Genomic DNA, 13835 nt, shown 5'->3' with positions numbered 1-13835 from the left:
CTGGCTAGCTCGCGGCGGTGGCTTTCTCGCGCTCATCCAGCAGGCGCTGTAGCCGCCAGCCGCGAAAGCCCCAGCTGCGCCAAGCGGCCATCTGCTGGTGTTGCTGTTCTACAAGGCAATTACGGCGGGAGACAAGGACAGGGTTGGCGTAGCGGAGCTGGAAGGCCCTGTCGATGGCGGGCAGGGCCTGCGGGCCGAGCTGGAGCAGGTAGTCCATGTCCAGATTGACCCCCTTGCCGTAGGCCTCACGGCTGTGGCTGACATTGTAGTCGGCGATGATGGCGGCGAAGTTGATCAGGGCGCAGGCGTAGACCACGAATGTCAGCGCAAGCAGGTTGCCCTGGATCAGCCATTGGTTCGAACGCCGCAGCACGATGCGGGCGAGGATCAGGACCAGGCCGACCGCGACGAGCAGCATCCAGACGAAGGCGGCGGTGCGCCAGTAGGTGAGGAGGTAGACCTGGACGTAGGCGTCGAGCCGGAGCATCGAGGAGATCACCAGCAGCACGTTCTGTCCGACCCAGAGGTAGACGAGGGGACGTATCACCCGTGAATGCTCGGCGGGACCGCCCGGCCGCATCGCGACCAGGACGAAGGCTGCAGCCAACAGCGCGGTGACGATCAGGGGATAGGCGCCGCGATGTGCATAGGCGGCATAGGTGATGTCGGCGGGCAGTGCGGCGTTGCCCCAGAGGTAGATCGCGTCGAGGATGGTCTGGATCGCAAACAGCAGGTTGAACAGGATCAGCGAGCGCAGGATGGTGCCGGCGCCGAGAAAATCCATCGCGTTGACAGGCTCAATCGTATCGCACGCGGGAAATTCGATGGTGTCGGCCATCGTGAGAAAGCCGCGACGCCACCCGACCTGGATGAAGGGCCAGACCGCCGCCAGCGCCGCGATCCAGAACAGCGTGCGGCTCACGCTGAGATAGGACGCCGGGTTGCCGGGGTTGAGCTGGCTGATCCACTTCTCCAGCAGCGGATTGGCCGCCACGAACAGAGCAACGAAGAGGGCGCTGAGCAGCAATGGGACGAGCCACAGGGCAAAGCCCCTGGTGACTGCCGGCAGATTGAACGCGCTGACGACATCCCGAAAGAATCTGAAAGGACCGGTCAGGAACAGATCGAGCAGGGACGCCGCCCCCTCGGCGAGACCATCGAGATAAGGATTGGTGGTCAGCGCCAGCGCAATGCCGAGCGCCAGAACGGCGATGGTCAGCGAGATGGCATTGACCTCCTCCACGGCGGGCAGCAGCCCCGCCACGACGATCAGTCCAGCCAGCAGCAGCCGGCGGTGATCGAGCTGTCCGAAATTGGCCGCCAGCGCTGCGCCGGTCAGCGCAATCGCGAAAATCACGACGGAGATTCCAAGCTGCTGGCCGAAGAACAGCCAGTCGGCCAGTGCAGCTAGCGCCAGCGTCGCTGCGCCCTTGGCCGGCGGAAGGCCGGTGGCAATCGGTTGGGTCTCGGTCTGCGGCGGCGCAAGGCTTGTCATCATGACTTCTGAATTGAAGCGATGTCTGAGTGCGGCACGCGCCGGCTCGTCCGCGCCATGCGAACGTGCTCCGGCCTGCCCCTGTCGAACTTTCGACCGTGCGCGTGCAAGCCGTGAGAATGCGATCAGCAGGAGTTCAGGATTCTTCTGCAGATTGTGTGCAGAGGCGGCTTCCCCGCTCGCGCCAACAAGTTTGCTCTGCTACGGACGATGCCGGTCGCTCTCTTCCATCGCGCGTGGTCCCATGCAAATCGTCAAGCGCATTGGCGTCGTCCTGCTCTGGATCGCCGGGCCTGTCTTCGTCTTCGCCGGCATCAACAACAACGATCCCTATTTCGTCCCGCTGCGCGGGGCGGGTAATATTCTGCTGGTGGCCGCAAGTGCGGCCGCGGTACTGATGCTGCTTCGCCGCGACTTCTTGAGCCGGCGCGGATGGAGCGGCAGGCTGCTGATTGTGTTGTGGTGTCTGCCGCTGCTCGGAATCACCGTCTCGCGTGCGACGCTCGTGCTGCGCGAGCGCAGCATTCTTGAGGCCGAGCCGGCGCTGGCGCGCACGCTCGGGCAGCACTTCATCGTGGGCTATTCATCGTTCGATGAGGTGGCGCGTCTCGCCGAGCGCGGGTTGATCGCTGGCGTCTATGTCACGCGGCACAACCTGGCCGGCCGAACGGCCGACGAATTGAAGGCGGAGATCGCGGCGCTGCAGGGCAAGCGGCGGGCTGCGGGTCTGCCGTCGCTGGTCGTCGCCGCGGATCAGGAAGGGGGGATTGTCTCCCATCTGGCGCCGCCACTCACGAGGCTGCCGGCGCTGGCGTCGCTGGCCGAATTGAGCGAGGACCAGCAGAAGGCGAAGGCCGAGGAGTTCGGACGCATCCACGGGCAGGAATTGGCGTCGCTCGGCATCAATCTCAATTTCGCGCCGGCGCTCGACCTGCGGCCGGAGGCGAAACGCAACCGGCTCGATTTCAACACGCTGATCAGCCAGCGTGCGATCTCGGATGATCCCGCCAAGGTCGGCGCGATCGCGACCGCCTATATTCGCGGCCTCGAATCCGCAGGCGTCGATGCAACCGTGAAGCATTTTCCCGGGCTCGGCCGCGTGCGGGCCGATACGCATCATTTCCGCGCCGACCTCGATACGCCGGTGGACGAGCTCGAGGCGACCGACTGGCGCCCGTTTCGTGACGTGCTGTCGACGACCCACGCGAGGCTGATGGTCGGGCATGTCGCGGTCAGCGCGCTCGATCCAGGGCGGCCGGCGTCGCATTCAAAGGCGGTGATCGACGGACTGATCCGGAAGCAGTGGAATTACCAGGGCATCGTGATGACGGATGATCTGGTGATGGGAGCGATCTATCAGCACAATGTCTGCACCGCGGTCGTGGAGGCGCTGAACGCCGGCGTGGATCTGCTGCTGGTCGCCTACGACGGATTGCAGTTCTACCGCCTGTTTGCCTGCGCCTCCGACGCGGCGGAGCGCAATGCGCTCGATACCGCCATGCTGCGCGCGAGCGAGACGCGGCTCAGGCGAGCGCGGATGGTTGATTAGGTTATTTGCTTCACGATCGGGCTCCGACCGCCGATTTGTAGTCCTGATGCCGCGACCACGAGACGTAGTAGGCCACTCCCGTCATCGCGGCGAGGCCGGCGATGCTGACCGCAATCTGCATCGCCAGCGAGTTCGGTCCGGTGATCAGGATAAAATGCGCCGCAAAGGACAGGAACACGCCGGCGCAGAACACCGCGAGCCACTCCTCGCCGCACTTCACGATCGGCTGCAAGGCGTGAGCCCGCAGGTGCGCCCAGTCGCGGGGGACCAGCAGGGTGAACAGGAATGTCAGCGCCAGGAAATGCAGGATGCGGTGCGGCGCGATGTCCTCTCTGTCGTCGGGCAGGAACGTATCGATCAGTGCGGTCGGCATCATCTTGCCGAGCGCCGGGATATTGCCGCTGGCGACGACGGCCAGGGCGAACAGCAGGTACAACAGCGCCGCAGCGCGCAGGGCAGGGATCGCCTGCAGGGCGCGGATCACATGGGCATACCGCTTGCCGAGCAGCGCGCACCAGCCGCCCATTACGAACAGCAGCTGCCAGCAGAACGGGTTGAAGTACCAGCGGCCGTCCGGATACGACGCCAGGTTCCAGTCGAACACGCGGGCGGCGACGTAGAGCGTCACCGCGGCGGCCAGCGTCGCGTTCGGCACATACAACAGCCCGAGCAGGACGACGGGCTGGACGGCCATCAAGACGATGAAGAGTTGCAGGACATCGAGATTGAGCGGTTTGGCCTGCAGGAACAGGCCATAGATCAGCGTCCGGATCGGGTGGTCGATGAATCCGGTGATGTTGAACTCGCTGATGATCTCCGGCGCCGCGGTGCGGGTCGCGACGTAGCTGATCAACTCGACATAGATCACGAACAGCACGATATAGGCCGCATAGAGCTGCCAGACGCGCTTGAAGATGCGGGTTGCCGCCACTACATAGCCGCGCTCGAATGACATCCTGGCGGAGATCAGCACCGCGGCGTAGCCGCCGACGAACACGAACAGGTCGGTCGCGCCGCTAAAGCCGAAGTTGCGCAAGGTCAGTGCACTGACTGCGTTGTGCGGAATGTGGTCCAGGAACAGAAACCAGTTGGCGATGCCTAACAGCAGCGCAATCCTGAGATCGCTATTGGCCGCCGGGACCTCGGCGCATGTTGTCGGATTCATTTCAAAGCAGAATTTTACCGGTCCGGGAATCGAGGCCCGAATCTAGTGCGAGACCACGCCGGCTCCGAATAGACTTTGCGTGAGCAATATCTAGTTTGCTTCCAGTTCGGGCCAAGTGGCCGAAGCTGCGAAATATCACATTTTCGAAATCAGCGCGTGAGCGACCGCGAACTCACACCGGCTCATGCTTGCGCAGGTCACGGGCGTGATCGAAGGTGTTGGCTTGCAGGTCCGCGCCGGTCAAGCCGAGCTCGGGCAGGGCGGCTTCGGCCAAAACATCCTCCGTGATGTCCTCGACCGAGGACTCCGCGATCTCATGGATGAAGCTGATGTTGGCGTATTCCCCGGATGCGACCCGGGCGACCACCTCGCGCCGCGTCAGCTCGGGGTCGACGATCGCCTCACGGCCGCGGCGGCCGTAATCGATCATGACGACGAAGTACTGCATGCTCGAAAAATCGTGCCCTGACTGTCATCCGGTATTATTTCCGAGAATCGGAATGAAGTCAAGTATTATTTCTGATAATGAGAATGCGGCCGAGATCCCGATGATCTCGGCCGGTGGAATCGACTGATGCCCCGCTGCGCGAGGCTATTTTTCCGAGGCCTGGCCCTTGCCGGCCTTGCGGCCCTTCGACGCCGTCTTGCCCCGCAGCCGCTGGATCTGGCCGCGCGGCAGGGTGACGCAGATCTCGCCGACCCATTCGAGCTTCACGCCGTTGATCGGCTTGGCGTTGAAGCTCGTCAGGTTGACCACGCCCGGAGATTTGCCCCGCTCGATCGTCTTCAGATACCGCTCGCCGCTCTTCAGCCGGACTGCGGCTTCCTCGCCGTAGAAGCTCGAGAGCGGATGGCGCTGCTCGCGATAGACCACGATCACGTCGCCGTTCTCGTATTTCGGCAGCATCGAATCACCCGATACCTCGAAGGCGATGGTCTCCTCCCAGATCGGGAACGGAAGCTCGACCTCGCCGATGCCTTCGGGCGGCACCTGCTCGTGCTCCGGCTCGATCGAGGCGCCGGCGCCGACCCGGCCCATGACCGGCACCGTGCTCAGCTCGAGATATTCGACGATGGCGTCGATCTCGGAGGCCTTGATCAGCCGGATTCCCGAGAGGATCTCGGACACCGCTCCCGCCCGCACGCCCATCGCCTTGGCAAGCCCGCCCTTGGACTTGCCGGTCCGTTCCAATGCCCGCTCAATCAGTGTCGCATCCAGCATGAATCACCTCTCCTGAACCCCGCATATCCATACCGTTCCGATAATCGGAAAACAAGCTTGACTTTTTCTTCCGAATATCGGAAGTTAGGCGCGGCGCCGGCGGAATGACAGGAAATGGGAATTTTGGAATGGAATCGACAAACTGGCCGCCGGAACATTCGGCGGCGTTACAGGAGTTGCGCGTCCGCGGCATGTCATATGGGATGATTGCCGCCACCATCAACGCAAGGTTCAACACCGCCTATACGCGAAGCGCGGCGTTGAGCCGGGGGCAGCGCATGGGGTTGGGCTGCTTCGACCGGCCCGAGCCGTCCCTGCCGGCGCTCCCCGATCGACCCGAATCGCCCCTTCCGGCGCTGCGCCCGAGTATCGATCGGACGCGGGAGGTTCGTCCAGACGCACGCATTGAGGTGCTCCACTGGCCGAAATTCTTCTTTGGAAAGACGGATTTACCCGAGCTTCGCTGCGCCGGCGTCACGCCGCGCCACCTTTCCCTCGTCGAACTCGGACCCCGCGACTGCCGGTATCCATACGGGGGCGATGGCGAGAATGAGCCGATCACCTTTTGTGGCCATCGGCGCCAGCCGGGGTCGAGCTACTGCGCGCCGCATTTCCGTCTGAGCCGCAACCCCGAGCTGTCGGCGAAGCCGGTCTTGAGCGCCGGCTGGCTTCAGGCCGTCGGGGCGGACTGACGCGCTTCACCTCCCGACCAGGGGACTTGGCCCGCGGTCGCAACCGTGCGGAGGGATCCGCGCGCCCAATCATCAGACATTACGGAGATCACCAATGCCGCGAAGCAGACGCCGGAAGCCGCACGATCCGGCCGGGGCGCACGACCGCCGTTCCCAGGATCTGCCCTACAACGCCGAGATGGCGACCGTCGAGGTCGACGATCCCCTCGCGCTGGAGCCGGGCGAGAAGATCATTGCGCTTCGTTCGGTCCGCAACGATCCGCTCGGCCGCCTGCATGCGCACCGTCAGATCGACGATTCGCAATATCGGGGCGGCCGTGCCTTCCAGGGCGACTGGGAAAAGGCCGAGCGCGGCCCGCGCGCGGTGGATACCACGCGCGAATATGTCGACGGGGGCCTGCAACGCGAGCCGATCACCGAGGGACAGCGTGAGGCGGCCCTTCGGTTGAATCGCGCCGAGCATGAGCTCGGCGCCGACGGTTCGATGCTGGTGCACGAGGTCCTGATCCTCGGCATGACCATGGAGCAGGTGGGGGAGCGGCGCGGATTGCGAACCCAGCGCTGGCAGGACTATTTCTCCCGTCGTCTCAGGGAATGCCTCGACCGGCTGGCCCTGATCTACGGCTTTGCCACGCCGCATCGGGCTGCTGTGAAGGCGTAACGATGCTGACGTTGAACTGATGTGGGTGCCCGTCGCCGCGCGGATATTTTCGCGCGGCGGCAGGCACAGATTCGGGACGAGCACTGTGCCGGTGCTCACACTTCCGATCACAATTCCGTGGCGAGTTTCTCCTTCTGCCCGGCAATGCGGACAGGCTATGATGCCAACGCAAGAAACCAATCAAATCATTCAGGGAGAACCGACTTATGAAGCATACTGGAAGCTGCTTTTGCGGCGCCGTCGAACTGCAGGTCACCGGCGAGCCGGCAGCGATGGGCTACTGCCACTGCCGCTCCTGCCGATCCTGGTCCGGCGGTCCGGTGAATGCGTTCAGCCTCTGGAAGCCCGAGGCCGTCGAGGTCACAAAGGGGGCCGGCAATATCGGGACCTTCGAGAAGACCGCGATGAGCCAGCGCCAATATTGCACTAAGTGCGGCGGTCATCTGATGACCAACCATCCGACGCTCGGACTTGTCGACGTGTTCTCCGCGACGATTCCGACGCTCAAATTCGCTCCCGGCGTCCACGTCAATTATGCCGAGGCCGTGCTGCCGATCCGCGACGGGTTGCCGAAACTGAAGGATTTTCCCGCCGAGTTCGGCGGCTCCGGCGAGATGATGGCCGAGTAGCTGTTTGGCGTGCGAACGGCATGGCGACAGGCGCCATGCCGTTCGCGATGTTTCTGCCGCGGTCCGACGTCCGCGAACCGGAATTGTCTGGCTTCCTTTGTCCTGCGTCACGCGACGGTGACGGCGCGCTTTCCGGCATCCTGGCCGCGACAGCCATGTCAGATGACGATCCCGCCCTGCAAAATCCGGAATTGGTCTTGGTAAGGGGCTTCCGCTAAAAGGCGGTTGCAGCACCTCCACTGGCGATTTGCCGAATTTCGCCTGACAAAACAAGCAGAGGAAACGCCCGATCATGACCCGACCAGAACTGCCGGAGCGCGCGTCGCGCGGAGAGGGGATCCCGACGGCGCTCGATGGCCTGCTGGTGGTCGACTTTACCCGCGTCGTGGCCGGCCCCGCCTGCACGCAGACGCTGGCGGATTTCGGCGCCAACGTCATCAAGATCGAGAATCCCGACGGCGGAGACGATACGCGCGCTTACGAGCATGCCGAGATCGGCGGCGAGAGCGCCGCCTATCTCAGCCTCAACCGCAACAAGCGCGGCATTGCGCTCGACTTCAACAACCCTGCCGCACTCGAGGTGGCGCGCGAGCTGATCGCGAAGGCCGATGTCGTGGTCGAGAATTTTTCCGGCGGCGTGATGAAGAAGTTCGGCCTCGACTATGCATCGGTGGCGCCGAGCAACCCGCGGCTGATCTATTGCTCGATCTCGGCCTATGGCCGCAAGGGCGATTTCGCGCTGCGGCCCGGTTTCGATCCGATCACGCAGGCCGAAAGCGGCTTCATGTCGCTCAATGGCTTCCCGGACGGCGAGCCGGTGCGCACCGGTCCGCCGATCGTCGACATGGCGACCGGCATGTCGGCTTGCAACGCCATTCTGCTGGCGCTGATTGCGCGCGACCGGCTCGGCCGCGGCCAGCAGGTCGAGGTCGCTTTGATCGACAGCGCGGTGTCGATGACCGGCTTTTACGGCATGGCCTATTTGATCAATGGCAACAATCCCGGCCGCTTCGGCAACTCGCCGAACGGCTCGCCCACGGTCGGGGTCTACCGGGCGTCCGACGGGCCGCTCTATATGGCTTGCGCCAATGATCGCCTCTACCGGCGGCTGGTGACCGAGGTGCTGGAGCGTCCCGATCTCGTCACCGATCCCGAGTTCGCGCATCGCAAGGCGCGAACCGCCAACCGGGAGAAGCTGCGCGCCATCATCGCCAGCGTGTTCGCAAGCGACACGCTGGAACACTGGATGGCGAAGATGAAGAAGGCCAACATTCCGGTCGGCTATCTGCGCACGGTCGAGGAGGGGTTCAATGCGCCCGAGGTGCGCGACCGGCAGCGTCTGAGCCGGATTCCCCATCCGACCGCCGGCTCGGTGCCGAACATCGAGTCCCCGGTCACCATGAGCCTGACGCCGACGGTCGATCCTGTCGCCGCTCCGCTGCTTGGTCAGCACACCAGCGACGTGCTGCGCACGACGCTCGGCTATGACGACCGGCGCGTTGCCGCACTGGCCGAGGCGGGAGCCTTCGGCAAGGCAGGCAACACCGGGCTAGCGGCGCAAAGGGTGCTCCCCGAAAGCTAGGTCATCTGACCGTCGACGAGCATAAGGCCGTTCGCCCCTATCCGGTGCAGACGTTGCCGACTGCCCGGCGCCTGGTTGACGGCGCCGGCGACCGGAATAGGCCCGTTTCGGGACCTCAGTTCGGCTTGCTGCGCAGGTTGTTCCTTGGCATACTTTCAACTTCTTCGGGCTCCGCCCGGTCAATTTCGAGGCGTGCCATCCGAAGAATCAGAGTCGCGGTCGTCAGGCCAAGACGCTCGGCCTCTTGAGCTGCGGTCTCGACCTTCTGGGCCAAACCGTCACGTTTACCTGGATATGCCATTCGTGATCCTCACTTACGGTGCGAGATGAAAAATCCCACTTATGTTGCAGAGCTACAGAAGAAGCTCGGAGCTCCATCGAGTGAAACATTGGAAAGCCTGCGACTGTTGAAGGCCTTCCTTCGGCTTGCGCCCGACCAGCGTTCCGAGGTCATCGAGCTGGTCGAACGTTTGGCGGCTCAGCCGCCGGGCGATCCCTCATTGTCCTGAGGGCTTCATGTTGTCCTCAAATCTCAATTGCTGATTGGCTTGGCCGGCGGCTGCGTCGCGATCACGTAGATTGCGCCGCCGTCGAGGGCTTCCGATTGATGACGCGTACCGGCGGGCAACAGGATGGTGTCGCCGGCGCCGACGATCTGCTCCCCGCCATCCCAGGTGAAATTCAGCCGGCCGCTGATGATCATCAGGATTTCATCGACCGGGTGGGTGTGGAAGGCATGCACCTTGCCGGCCGCATCGTGCTGCAGCTCCACCGAGCCCTGCGCGGGAAGCAGGTTCAGGATCTCCGCATCGATGGCGAACTTGGTCTTTGTGCCTGCGATGATCTGGGTCATGCTGCCTGCTCCTTGTCTGCGATCGGCGGCGTCTTGTTCTGCGCGAGCTTGGCAAACGGGCAGCCGGTGCTCGCGTTGTTGTCGTCGTGCAAAAAGTACTGCTGATACTCGCGCCCGTCGGCCGCGCCGTAGCGGCCGAGCAGCGGCGAGGGGCTCGCGCTGTCATACGGGACCAGCCGCTTGCGCACCTCGGCGAACGCGGCGTTTGCCGCCTTCTCGGTCCCGAGAATCTTTTCGAACACCCAGCGCGGCTGGAAGGTGAGCATGAAGGCGCTGGAGCGGCGGCTCTGGCGCATGACATGCGCGGGCGTCGTGCACACCACGAAGATCGGCTCGCCGGCGAACGAGAACTCCCACATCGGATGGTCGATCTGTTCCGGAATCTCGCTGGGCCACGGGCTCTTGTCGAGGCGAGCGAGCTGGTCGAGCGTCAGCCACATCTTGCGATAATAGGCGTCGAGCGTCTGCACGGGACGCGGCCGCGTGAACACGATCAACGAGGTATTGGGACCGAACGAGCGGGACTGCGCAACATACTGCGCGAGCTGTTCGCCCAGCACTGCGACGTCGTACGGATCAAGGAACAGATAGCGCAACTGGTCCTGGCGGTGTCCGGTCACCCCGAACACGCAGGGGAACGGTCTCGCTTCGCTGCTCATTTGCGCTTCAAACTCGGAAAACATCACACTTTGCCAGCTGCTTACTGGAAAGCTCGAGGCAACTTCGCCTTTCTTCAAAAACAAGCGCTCCATAACACCCCCTTCACTCACAACTAGATTCAACGAGCTATCAACTTGCTCCTCATCAGTAGCGGACCGGCAATACCGGGCAGCGACATGAGCAGCAGAATGGCAATCAAGGCGGCGTAACCGGCATCACCGATCGCCGCGCTGTTGTGCACGGCGTCGGTTCCGGAGACCTGGCTGGCGGCAAGCATCGCAAAGCCGATGATGGGCTGCGCGATGCCGGCGAAGATGCCGGCGGCGGTGGTGTTCACCGAAGCGCCGACACCGATGAGGTCGGCGGTGTAGAGCTTCTTGACGCATTTCAGCACCAGCGGGACGGTGCCGCCGGCGACGAGGCCCAGCGCGGTGAACACGACGGTGACGTAGACGAAACCAAACGTGCGCGCGACCGCCGGCAGCAGCATGGCGATCAGCAGCATGCGCAGCAGGCAGATGCGGATCAGGGCATGATCGAGGTTGCCCGCGGCCCGATCGGCGGCGTGTCCCAGGAAGATCGAACCGAGCGCGTTGCCGATCATGAAGGCGAGCAGCGGCGTGCCCGCAGCGGTCGGGGAGATGTGGAAGAAATGCGCGACCATCGGAATGCCCCAGACGCCCGACAGCGTCGTGACGACCGCGAAGTGCGAGGCAAACGTCATTGCGCAGCCCCAGTTCGCAACATGGGCCAGCGATTGCCGCGCGGCGATGACGACGCCCTTCAACGTCTTGTTGCTGTGCGAGACCGGATCCGGCTTGAGCGCAACCTTGGCGAAGGCAAGATTGACCAGGCCGACGCAGGCGATGAACAGGAAGCAGGCCCGCCAGCCGAAGCCGGAGACCGCAGCCGCCAGCGGCGTGGTCGCGATCACGCCGCCGACATAGCCGGAGACCTGCGAAATGCCTGACATCATTCCGAAGCGTTCGTCGGCAAAGCTTTGCGCGACGAGCTTGAGCAGCGCGGTGAACACCAGCGCATCGCCGCAGGCGACGATCAGGCGCGCGGCAAACACGTCGAGCAGATTGGGCGCCAGCGCGAACGCCGCGCTGCCGAGCGACGAGGCGACCATGCTGACCAGCACGACCCGCTTGACGCCGAACCGGTCGACCAGCAGGCCCGCCGGGATCTGCATCAGCGTGTAGCCCCAGAAGTAGCTGGAAGCGAGCATCGCAACACCGGCCGCGTCGGTGTTGAAGTCGAGCATGAAGCCCTGGGTGATCGATTGCGGCGACACGCGCTGCAGGAATGCGATGGCATAGGCGATCGCCACCGCGGCCCAGGCCAGATAGGCGCGATCGGTCAGGCGCGACGTCGGGGTAAATACGGCCTGTTGTCCGAGCATCGACATCACACCCTCGCGTAACCGACCGAGAAGAGGGCGTCCGCAGAATCCGGGATCTTGCGCGACATCGCGGCATCGACCAGCGATGCGGTGCCGTGATAGGCCTGCCGATGATGCTTGATGTGGCCGTAGGCGCCGCGCATGATCATGTCGGGCACTTCAAGCGGCTTGCCCGGATAGAGCGATGTGCACATCTCGACACACGCCGCCTGTAATGCGGGATCCTGTGCGTCGTCGAGCAGCGACGGCGTGACCTTTTCGCAAATCTTGGCGTTGGCGGCCCAAACGATCGGATTGCGGGTCCGCCAACCGTAGAGCACAGAGCCCTCGGTCCTGTCAGTGGCGCCCGAACGCTTGAGAACTTCTGTGGTGAAGAAACCGTAAAGACCGCGACCCTGGTGGACCGGCAATACCTCGGTGCCGCTGCGGTAGATCCCGAGCCCGGCCGACATCTGCAGGACGCGGTAGACGGAGAAGGCCACGAGGCCCGAGCCGTCATAGACCAGGATGAGGCTGTATTTCGGCTCGAACGGTGAGGAGGACGCAGTCCAGTGCGGCTCGGTGGCCTGCCAGTTGATGGCAATGATGCCGTTCATGGCATCCATCAGCGGCTGCCGGTCGCAGGCTTCGATCTGCGAGGCGTCTGGGAAACTGTAGATCGCGTAATCCGACCAAGGCGATTTGATCGCCTCATATCGGCCACCCAGATTTCGCGACATCGCAGAACTCCAGCCTTCCATCGCGAGCTATACAGGGGGGCCTCGAATGGCTTAAAGGACAATATGCCCTCGAAACCTGCCAAACCCCGGCCGGAGCCGCCCGACAGGACATCCACGCGGCTAATCGCGATGGTCGCGTTCCCCGGCGTGACCCTGCTCGACATCTCGGGGCCGGCGCAGGTGTTTGCGGAACTGGAGGCGATCGAGCTGCCCGGACCGGACTATTCGCTGTCCTATCTCTCGCCCGCCGGGGGGCTGGTGCCGACCGATGTCGGCATGATGATCGACACCACACCGATCGAAAGTGTCGCACCGGGCGAGATTGACACGCTGGTGATCCCCGGCGGTCCGGGCATCTGGAAGATCCGCAGCGACGCCAAAATGATGAACTGGATTACCGAGGCGCTGCCGAAGGCACGCCGGGTCGCCTCGGTCTGCCTCGGGGCGTTCGCGCTGGCCTGGACCGGCATCCTGGACGGCAAGCGTGCTGCGACGCACTGGCGCTATTGTCCGAGGCTGCAGGACAATTTCCCCAAGATCCGCGTCGAGCCGAATGCGATTTTCGTCAAGGACGGGCGGGTGTGGTCGTCGGCCGGCGTCAGCGCCGGCATCGACCTCGCGCTCGCGATGATCGAGGAGGATTTCGGCCATACCATCGCACTCGACGTTGCGCGCAGGCTGGTGGTGTTCCTGAAGCGGCCGGGCGGCCAGAGCCAGTTTTCAACGGTCCTTGCGGCCCAGGCATCGGACGTCGAGGGACGCTTCAGTGCGCTGCACGCCTGGATCATCGAGAACATCGCCAGTGATCTCAAGGTCGAGACACTGGCGGAGAAAGCCGGGATGACGCCGCGGACATTCGCGCGAACCTACGTCAGCCGCACCGGCATGACGCCGGCGAGCGGCGTCGAGGCGCTGCGTGTCGAGACGGCGCGCCTGCTGCTCGAGAGCCGCCAGATCGGCGGCGTGGTCGAGGTCGCCAAGCGCGCGGGGTTTGGCGATGACGAGCGCATGCGCCGGGCCTTCCTGCGCCACCTCGGCGTATCTCCGACCGAGTATCGAAACCGGTTTTCCGGCAGCTAGCTCAGCCGCTGCGCCCGATGCAGGCGCCGCGCAATGTTCATGTCGAAGCTGATCCATCCCGCGAGCGAATAGCTGGCCTTCGCTGGCGGAATTCGCCGTTCAGGCGGTAGCTTTTCCGGTTTG

The 13835-nt window shown here is 63.8% G+C and carries 17 protein-coding genes; 8 read left to right on the top strand and 9 right to left on the bottom strand.

All coding sequences use genetic code 11. From position 1 onward, the window contains the following. Window positions 1–4: 4 nt before the first annotated feature. The gene (locus XH93_RS29725) at window positions 5–1495 is read right to left on the bottom strand and encodes a DUF4173 domain-containing protein (RefSeq protein WP_194470203.1); all 1491 of its coding nucleotides are present in this window, start codon (window positions 1493–1495) and stop codon (window positions 5–7) included. Window positions 1496–1739: 244 nt separating this feature from the next. Here XH93_RS29725 and XH93_RS29720 point away from each other — a divergent pair, with 244 nt between their 5' ends. Continuing rightward, entirely contained in the window at window positions 1740–3044 is a 1305-nt protein-coding gene (locus XH93_RS29720; protein ID WP_194470202.1) for a glycoside hydrolase family 3 protein, read from the top strand. Window positions 3045–3054: 10 nt separating this feature from the next. On the opposite strand, the gene XH93_RS29715 is transcribed toward XH93_RS29720, so the two are convergent. The 3 genes from XH93_RS29715 to XH93_RS29705 all read right to left on the bottom strand — a co-directional run bounded on the left by XH93_RS29715 (window position 3055) and on the right by XH93_RS29705 (window position 5431). Then, window positions 3055–4209 carry an OpgC domain-containing protein gene (locus XH93_RS29715; protein WP_194470201.1) on the bottom strand — a complete coding sequence of 385 codons (1155 nt, stop codon included), beginning with the start codon at window positions 4207–4209 and terminating at the stop codon, window positions 3055–3057. A 172-nt stretch (window positions 4210–4381) separates the two neighbouring features. Continuing rightward, window positions 4382–4657: a hypothetical protein gene (locus XH93_RS29710; protein WP_139863166.1), complete on the bottom strand. Its 276-nt coding sequence runs from the start codon at window positions 4655–4657 to the stop codon at window positions 4382–4384. 144 nt (window positions 4658–4801) lie between these two features. Further along, complete coding sequence (locus tag XH93_RS29705) at window positions 4802–5431, bottom strand: XRE family transcriptional regulator (RefSeq protein ID WP_139484947.1); 630 nt, start codon at window positions 5429–5431, stop codon at window positions 4802–4804. A gap of 128 nt (window positions 5432–5559) precedes the next feature. Here XH93_RS29705 and XH93_RS29700 point away from each other — a divergent pair, with 128 nt between their 5' ends. The 5 genes from XH93_RS29700 (at window position 5560) to XH93_RS29680 (ending at window position 8995) form a co-directional block, all read left to right on the top strand. After that, window positions 5560–6123 (top strand): GcrA family cell cycle regulator, encoded by a 564-nt coding sequence (locus XH93_RS29700; protein ID WP_194470200.1) that lies wholly within the window; start codon window positions 5560–5562, stop codon window positions 6121–6123. A gap of 94 nt (window positions 6124–6217) precedes the next feature. Next, complete coding sequence (locus XH93_RS29695) at window positions 6218–6784, top strand: DUF6456 domain-containing protein (RefSeq protein WP_139485191.1); 567 nt, start codon at window positions 6218–6220, stop codon at window positions 6782–6784. A 206-nt stretch (window positions 6785–6990) separates the two neighbouring features. After that, entirely contained in the window at window positions 6991–7413 is a 423-nt protein-coding gene (locus XH93_RS29690) for a GFA family protein (protein ID WP_139484949.1), read from the top strand. A 20-nt stretch (window positions 7414–7433) separates the two neighbouring features. Further along, entirely contained in the window at window positions 7434–7631 is a 198-nt protein-coding gene (locus XH93_RS29685) for a hypothetical protein (RefSeq protein ID WP_194470199.1), read from the top strand. A 71-nt stretch (window positions 7632–7702) separates the two neighbouring features. Next, window positions 7703–8995, top strand: a complete 1293-nt coding sequence (locus XH93_RS29680) for a CaiB/BaiF CoA-transferase family protein (protein ID WP_139484951.1) — start codon at window positions 7703–7705, stop codon at window positions 8993–8995. A 115-nt stretch (window positions 8996–9110) separates the two neighbouring features. Here the strand turns inward: XH93_RS29680 and XH93_RS29675 are convergent, their stop codons facing one another. Beyond that, complete coding sequence (locus tag XH93_RS29675) at window positions 9111–9296, bottom strand: hypothetical protein (protein WP_139484952.1); 186 nt, start codon at window positions 9294–9296, stop codon at window positions 9111–9113. A gap of 25 nt (window positions 9297–9321) precedes the next feature. Here XH93_RS29675 and XH93_RS29670 point away from each other — a divergent pair, with 25 nt between their 5' ends. Beyond that, on the top strand, window positions 9322–9504 hold the full coding sequence (locus XH93_RS29670) for a hypothetical protein (RefSeq protein ID WP_139484953.1): 183 nt from the start codon (window positions 9322–9324) through the stop codon (window positions 9502–9504). Window positions 9505–9527: 23 nt separating this feature from the next. Here the strand turns inward: XH93_RS29670 and XH93_RS29665 are convergent, their stop codons facing one another. From XH93_RS29665 to XH93_RS29650, 4 genes are all read right to left on the bottom strand, one after another. Further along, window positions 9528–9848, bottom strand: a complete 321-nt coding sequence (locus XH93_RS29665) for a cupin domain-containing protein (RefSeq protein WP_139484954.1) — start codon at window positions 9846–9848, stop codon at window positions 9528–9530. Further along, window positions 9845–10507 carry a YqcI/YcgG family protein gene (locus XH93_RS29660; RefSeq protein WP_229174019.1) on the bottom strand — a complete coding sequence of 221 codons (663 nt, stop codon included), beginning with the start codon at window positions 10505–10507 and terminating at the stop codon, window positions 9845–9847. The genes XH93_RS29665 and XH93_RS29660 overlap by 4 nt, the downstream gene beginning before the upstream one ends. A 119-nt stretch (window positions 10508–10626) precedes the next feature. Beyond that, complete coding sequence (locus XH93_RS29655; RefSeq protein ID WP_194470197.1) at window positions 10627–11919, bottom strand: MFS transporter; 1293 nt, start codon at window positions 11917–11919, stop codon at window positions 10627–10629. Beyond that, window positions 11919–12632 (bottom strand): hypothetical protein, encoded by a 714-nt coding sequence (locus tag XH93_RS29650; protein WP_194470196.1) that lies wholly within the window; start codon window positions 12630–12632, stop codon window positions 11919–11921. The genes XH93_RS29655 and XH93_RS29650 overlap by 1 nt, the downstream gene beginning before the upstream one ends. A 63-nt stretch (window positions 12633–12695) precedes the next feature. Between XH93_RS29650 and XH93_RS29645 the strand changes: the two genes are divergently transcribed. Then, window positions 12696–13712 (top strand): GlxA family transcriptional regulator, encoded by a 1017-nt coding sequence (locus XH93_RS29645; RefSeq protein ID WP_139484958.1) that lies wholly within the window; start codon window positions 12696–12698, stop codon window positions 13710–13712. Window positions 13713–13835 lie beyond the last annotated feature (123 nt).

This window comes from Bradyrhizobium sp. CCBAU 51753 (genome assembly GCF_015291565.1).
GTDB classification, from domain to species: domain Bacteria; phylum Pseudomonadota; class Alphaproteobacteria; order Rhizobiales; family Xanthobacteraceae; genus Bradyrhizobium; species Bradyrhizobium ivorense.
This window is presented reverse-complemented; position numbering and strand designations above follow the sequence as displayed.

What these genes read in the sequence shown, in the direction of transcription:
- XH93_RS29725 (WP_194470203.1), bottom strand. Translation starts at nt 1,495, where the DNA reads ATGACAAGCCTTGCGCCGCCGCAGACCGAGACCCAACCGATTGCCACC.
- XH93_RS29720 (WP_194470202.1), top strand. Translation starts at nt 1,740, where the DNA reads ATGCAAATCGTCAAGCGCATTGGCGTCGTCCTGCTCTGGATCGCCGGG.
- XH93_RS29715 (WP_194470201.1), bottom strand. Translation starts at nt 4,209, where the DNA reads ATGAATCCGACAACATGCGCCGAGGTCCCGGCGGCCAATAGCGATCTC.
- XH93_RS29710 (WP_139863166.1), bottom strand. Translation starts at nt 4,657, where the DNA reads ATGCAGTACTTCGTCGTCATGATCGATTACGGCCGCCGCGGCCGTGAG.
- XH93_RS29705 (WP_139484947.1), bottom strand. Translation starts at nt 5,431, where the DNA reads ATGCTGGATGCGACACTGATTGAGCGGGCATTGGAACGGACCGGCAAG.
- XH93_RS29700 (WP_194470200.1), top strand. Translation starts at nt 5,560, where the DNA reads ATGGAATCGACAAACTGGCCGCCGGAACATTCGGCGGCGTTACAGGAG.
- XH93_RS29695 (WP_139485191.1), top strand. Translation starts at nt 6,218, where the DNA reads ATGCCGCGAAGCAGACGCCGGAAGCCGCACGATCCGGCCGGGGCGCAC.
- XH93_RS29690 (WP_139484949.1), top strand. Translation starts at nt 6,991, where the DNA reads ATGAAGCATACTGGAAGCTGCTTTTGCGGCGCCGTCGAACTGCAGGTC.
- XH93_RS29685 (WP_194470199.1), top strand. Translation starts at nt 7,434, where the DNA reads ATGGCGACAGGCGCCATGCCGTTCGCGATGTTTCTGCCGCGGTCCGAC.
- XH93_RS29675 (WP_139484952.1), bottom strand. Translation starts at nt 9,296, where the DNA reads ATGGCATATCCAGGTAAACGTGACGGTTTGGCCCAGAAGGTCGAGACC.
- XH93_RS29670 (WP_139484953.1), top strand. Translation starts at nt 9,322, where the DNA reads ATGAAAAATCCCACTTATGTTGCAGAGCTACAGAAGAAGCTCGGAGCT.
- XH93_RS29665 (WP_139484954.1), bottom strand. Translation starts at nt 9,848, where the DNA reads ATGACCCAGATCATCGCAGGCACAAAGACCAAGTTCGCCATCGATGCG.
- XH93_RS29660 (WP_229174019.1), bottom strand. Translation starts at nt 10,507, where the DNA reads ATGAGCAGCGAAGCGAGACCGTTCCCCTGCGTGTTCGGGGTGACCGGA.
- XH93_RS29655 (WP_194470197.1), bottom strand. Translation starts at nt 11,919, where the DNA reads ATGTCGATGCTCGGACAACAGGCCGTATTTACCCCGACGTCGCGCCTG.
- XH93_RS29650 (WP_194470196.1), bottom strand. Translation starts at nt 12,632, where the DNA reads ATGTCGCGAAATCTGGGTGGCCGATATGAGGCGATCAAATCGCCTTGG.
- XH93_RS29645 (WP_139484958.1), top strand. Translation starts at nt 12,696, where the DNA reads ATGCCCTCGAAACCTGCCAAACCCCGGCCGGAGCCGCCCGACAGGACA.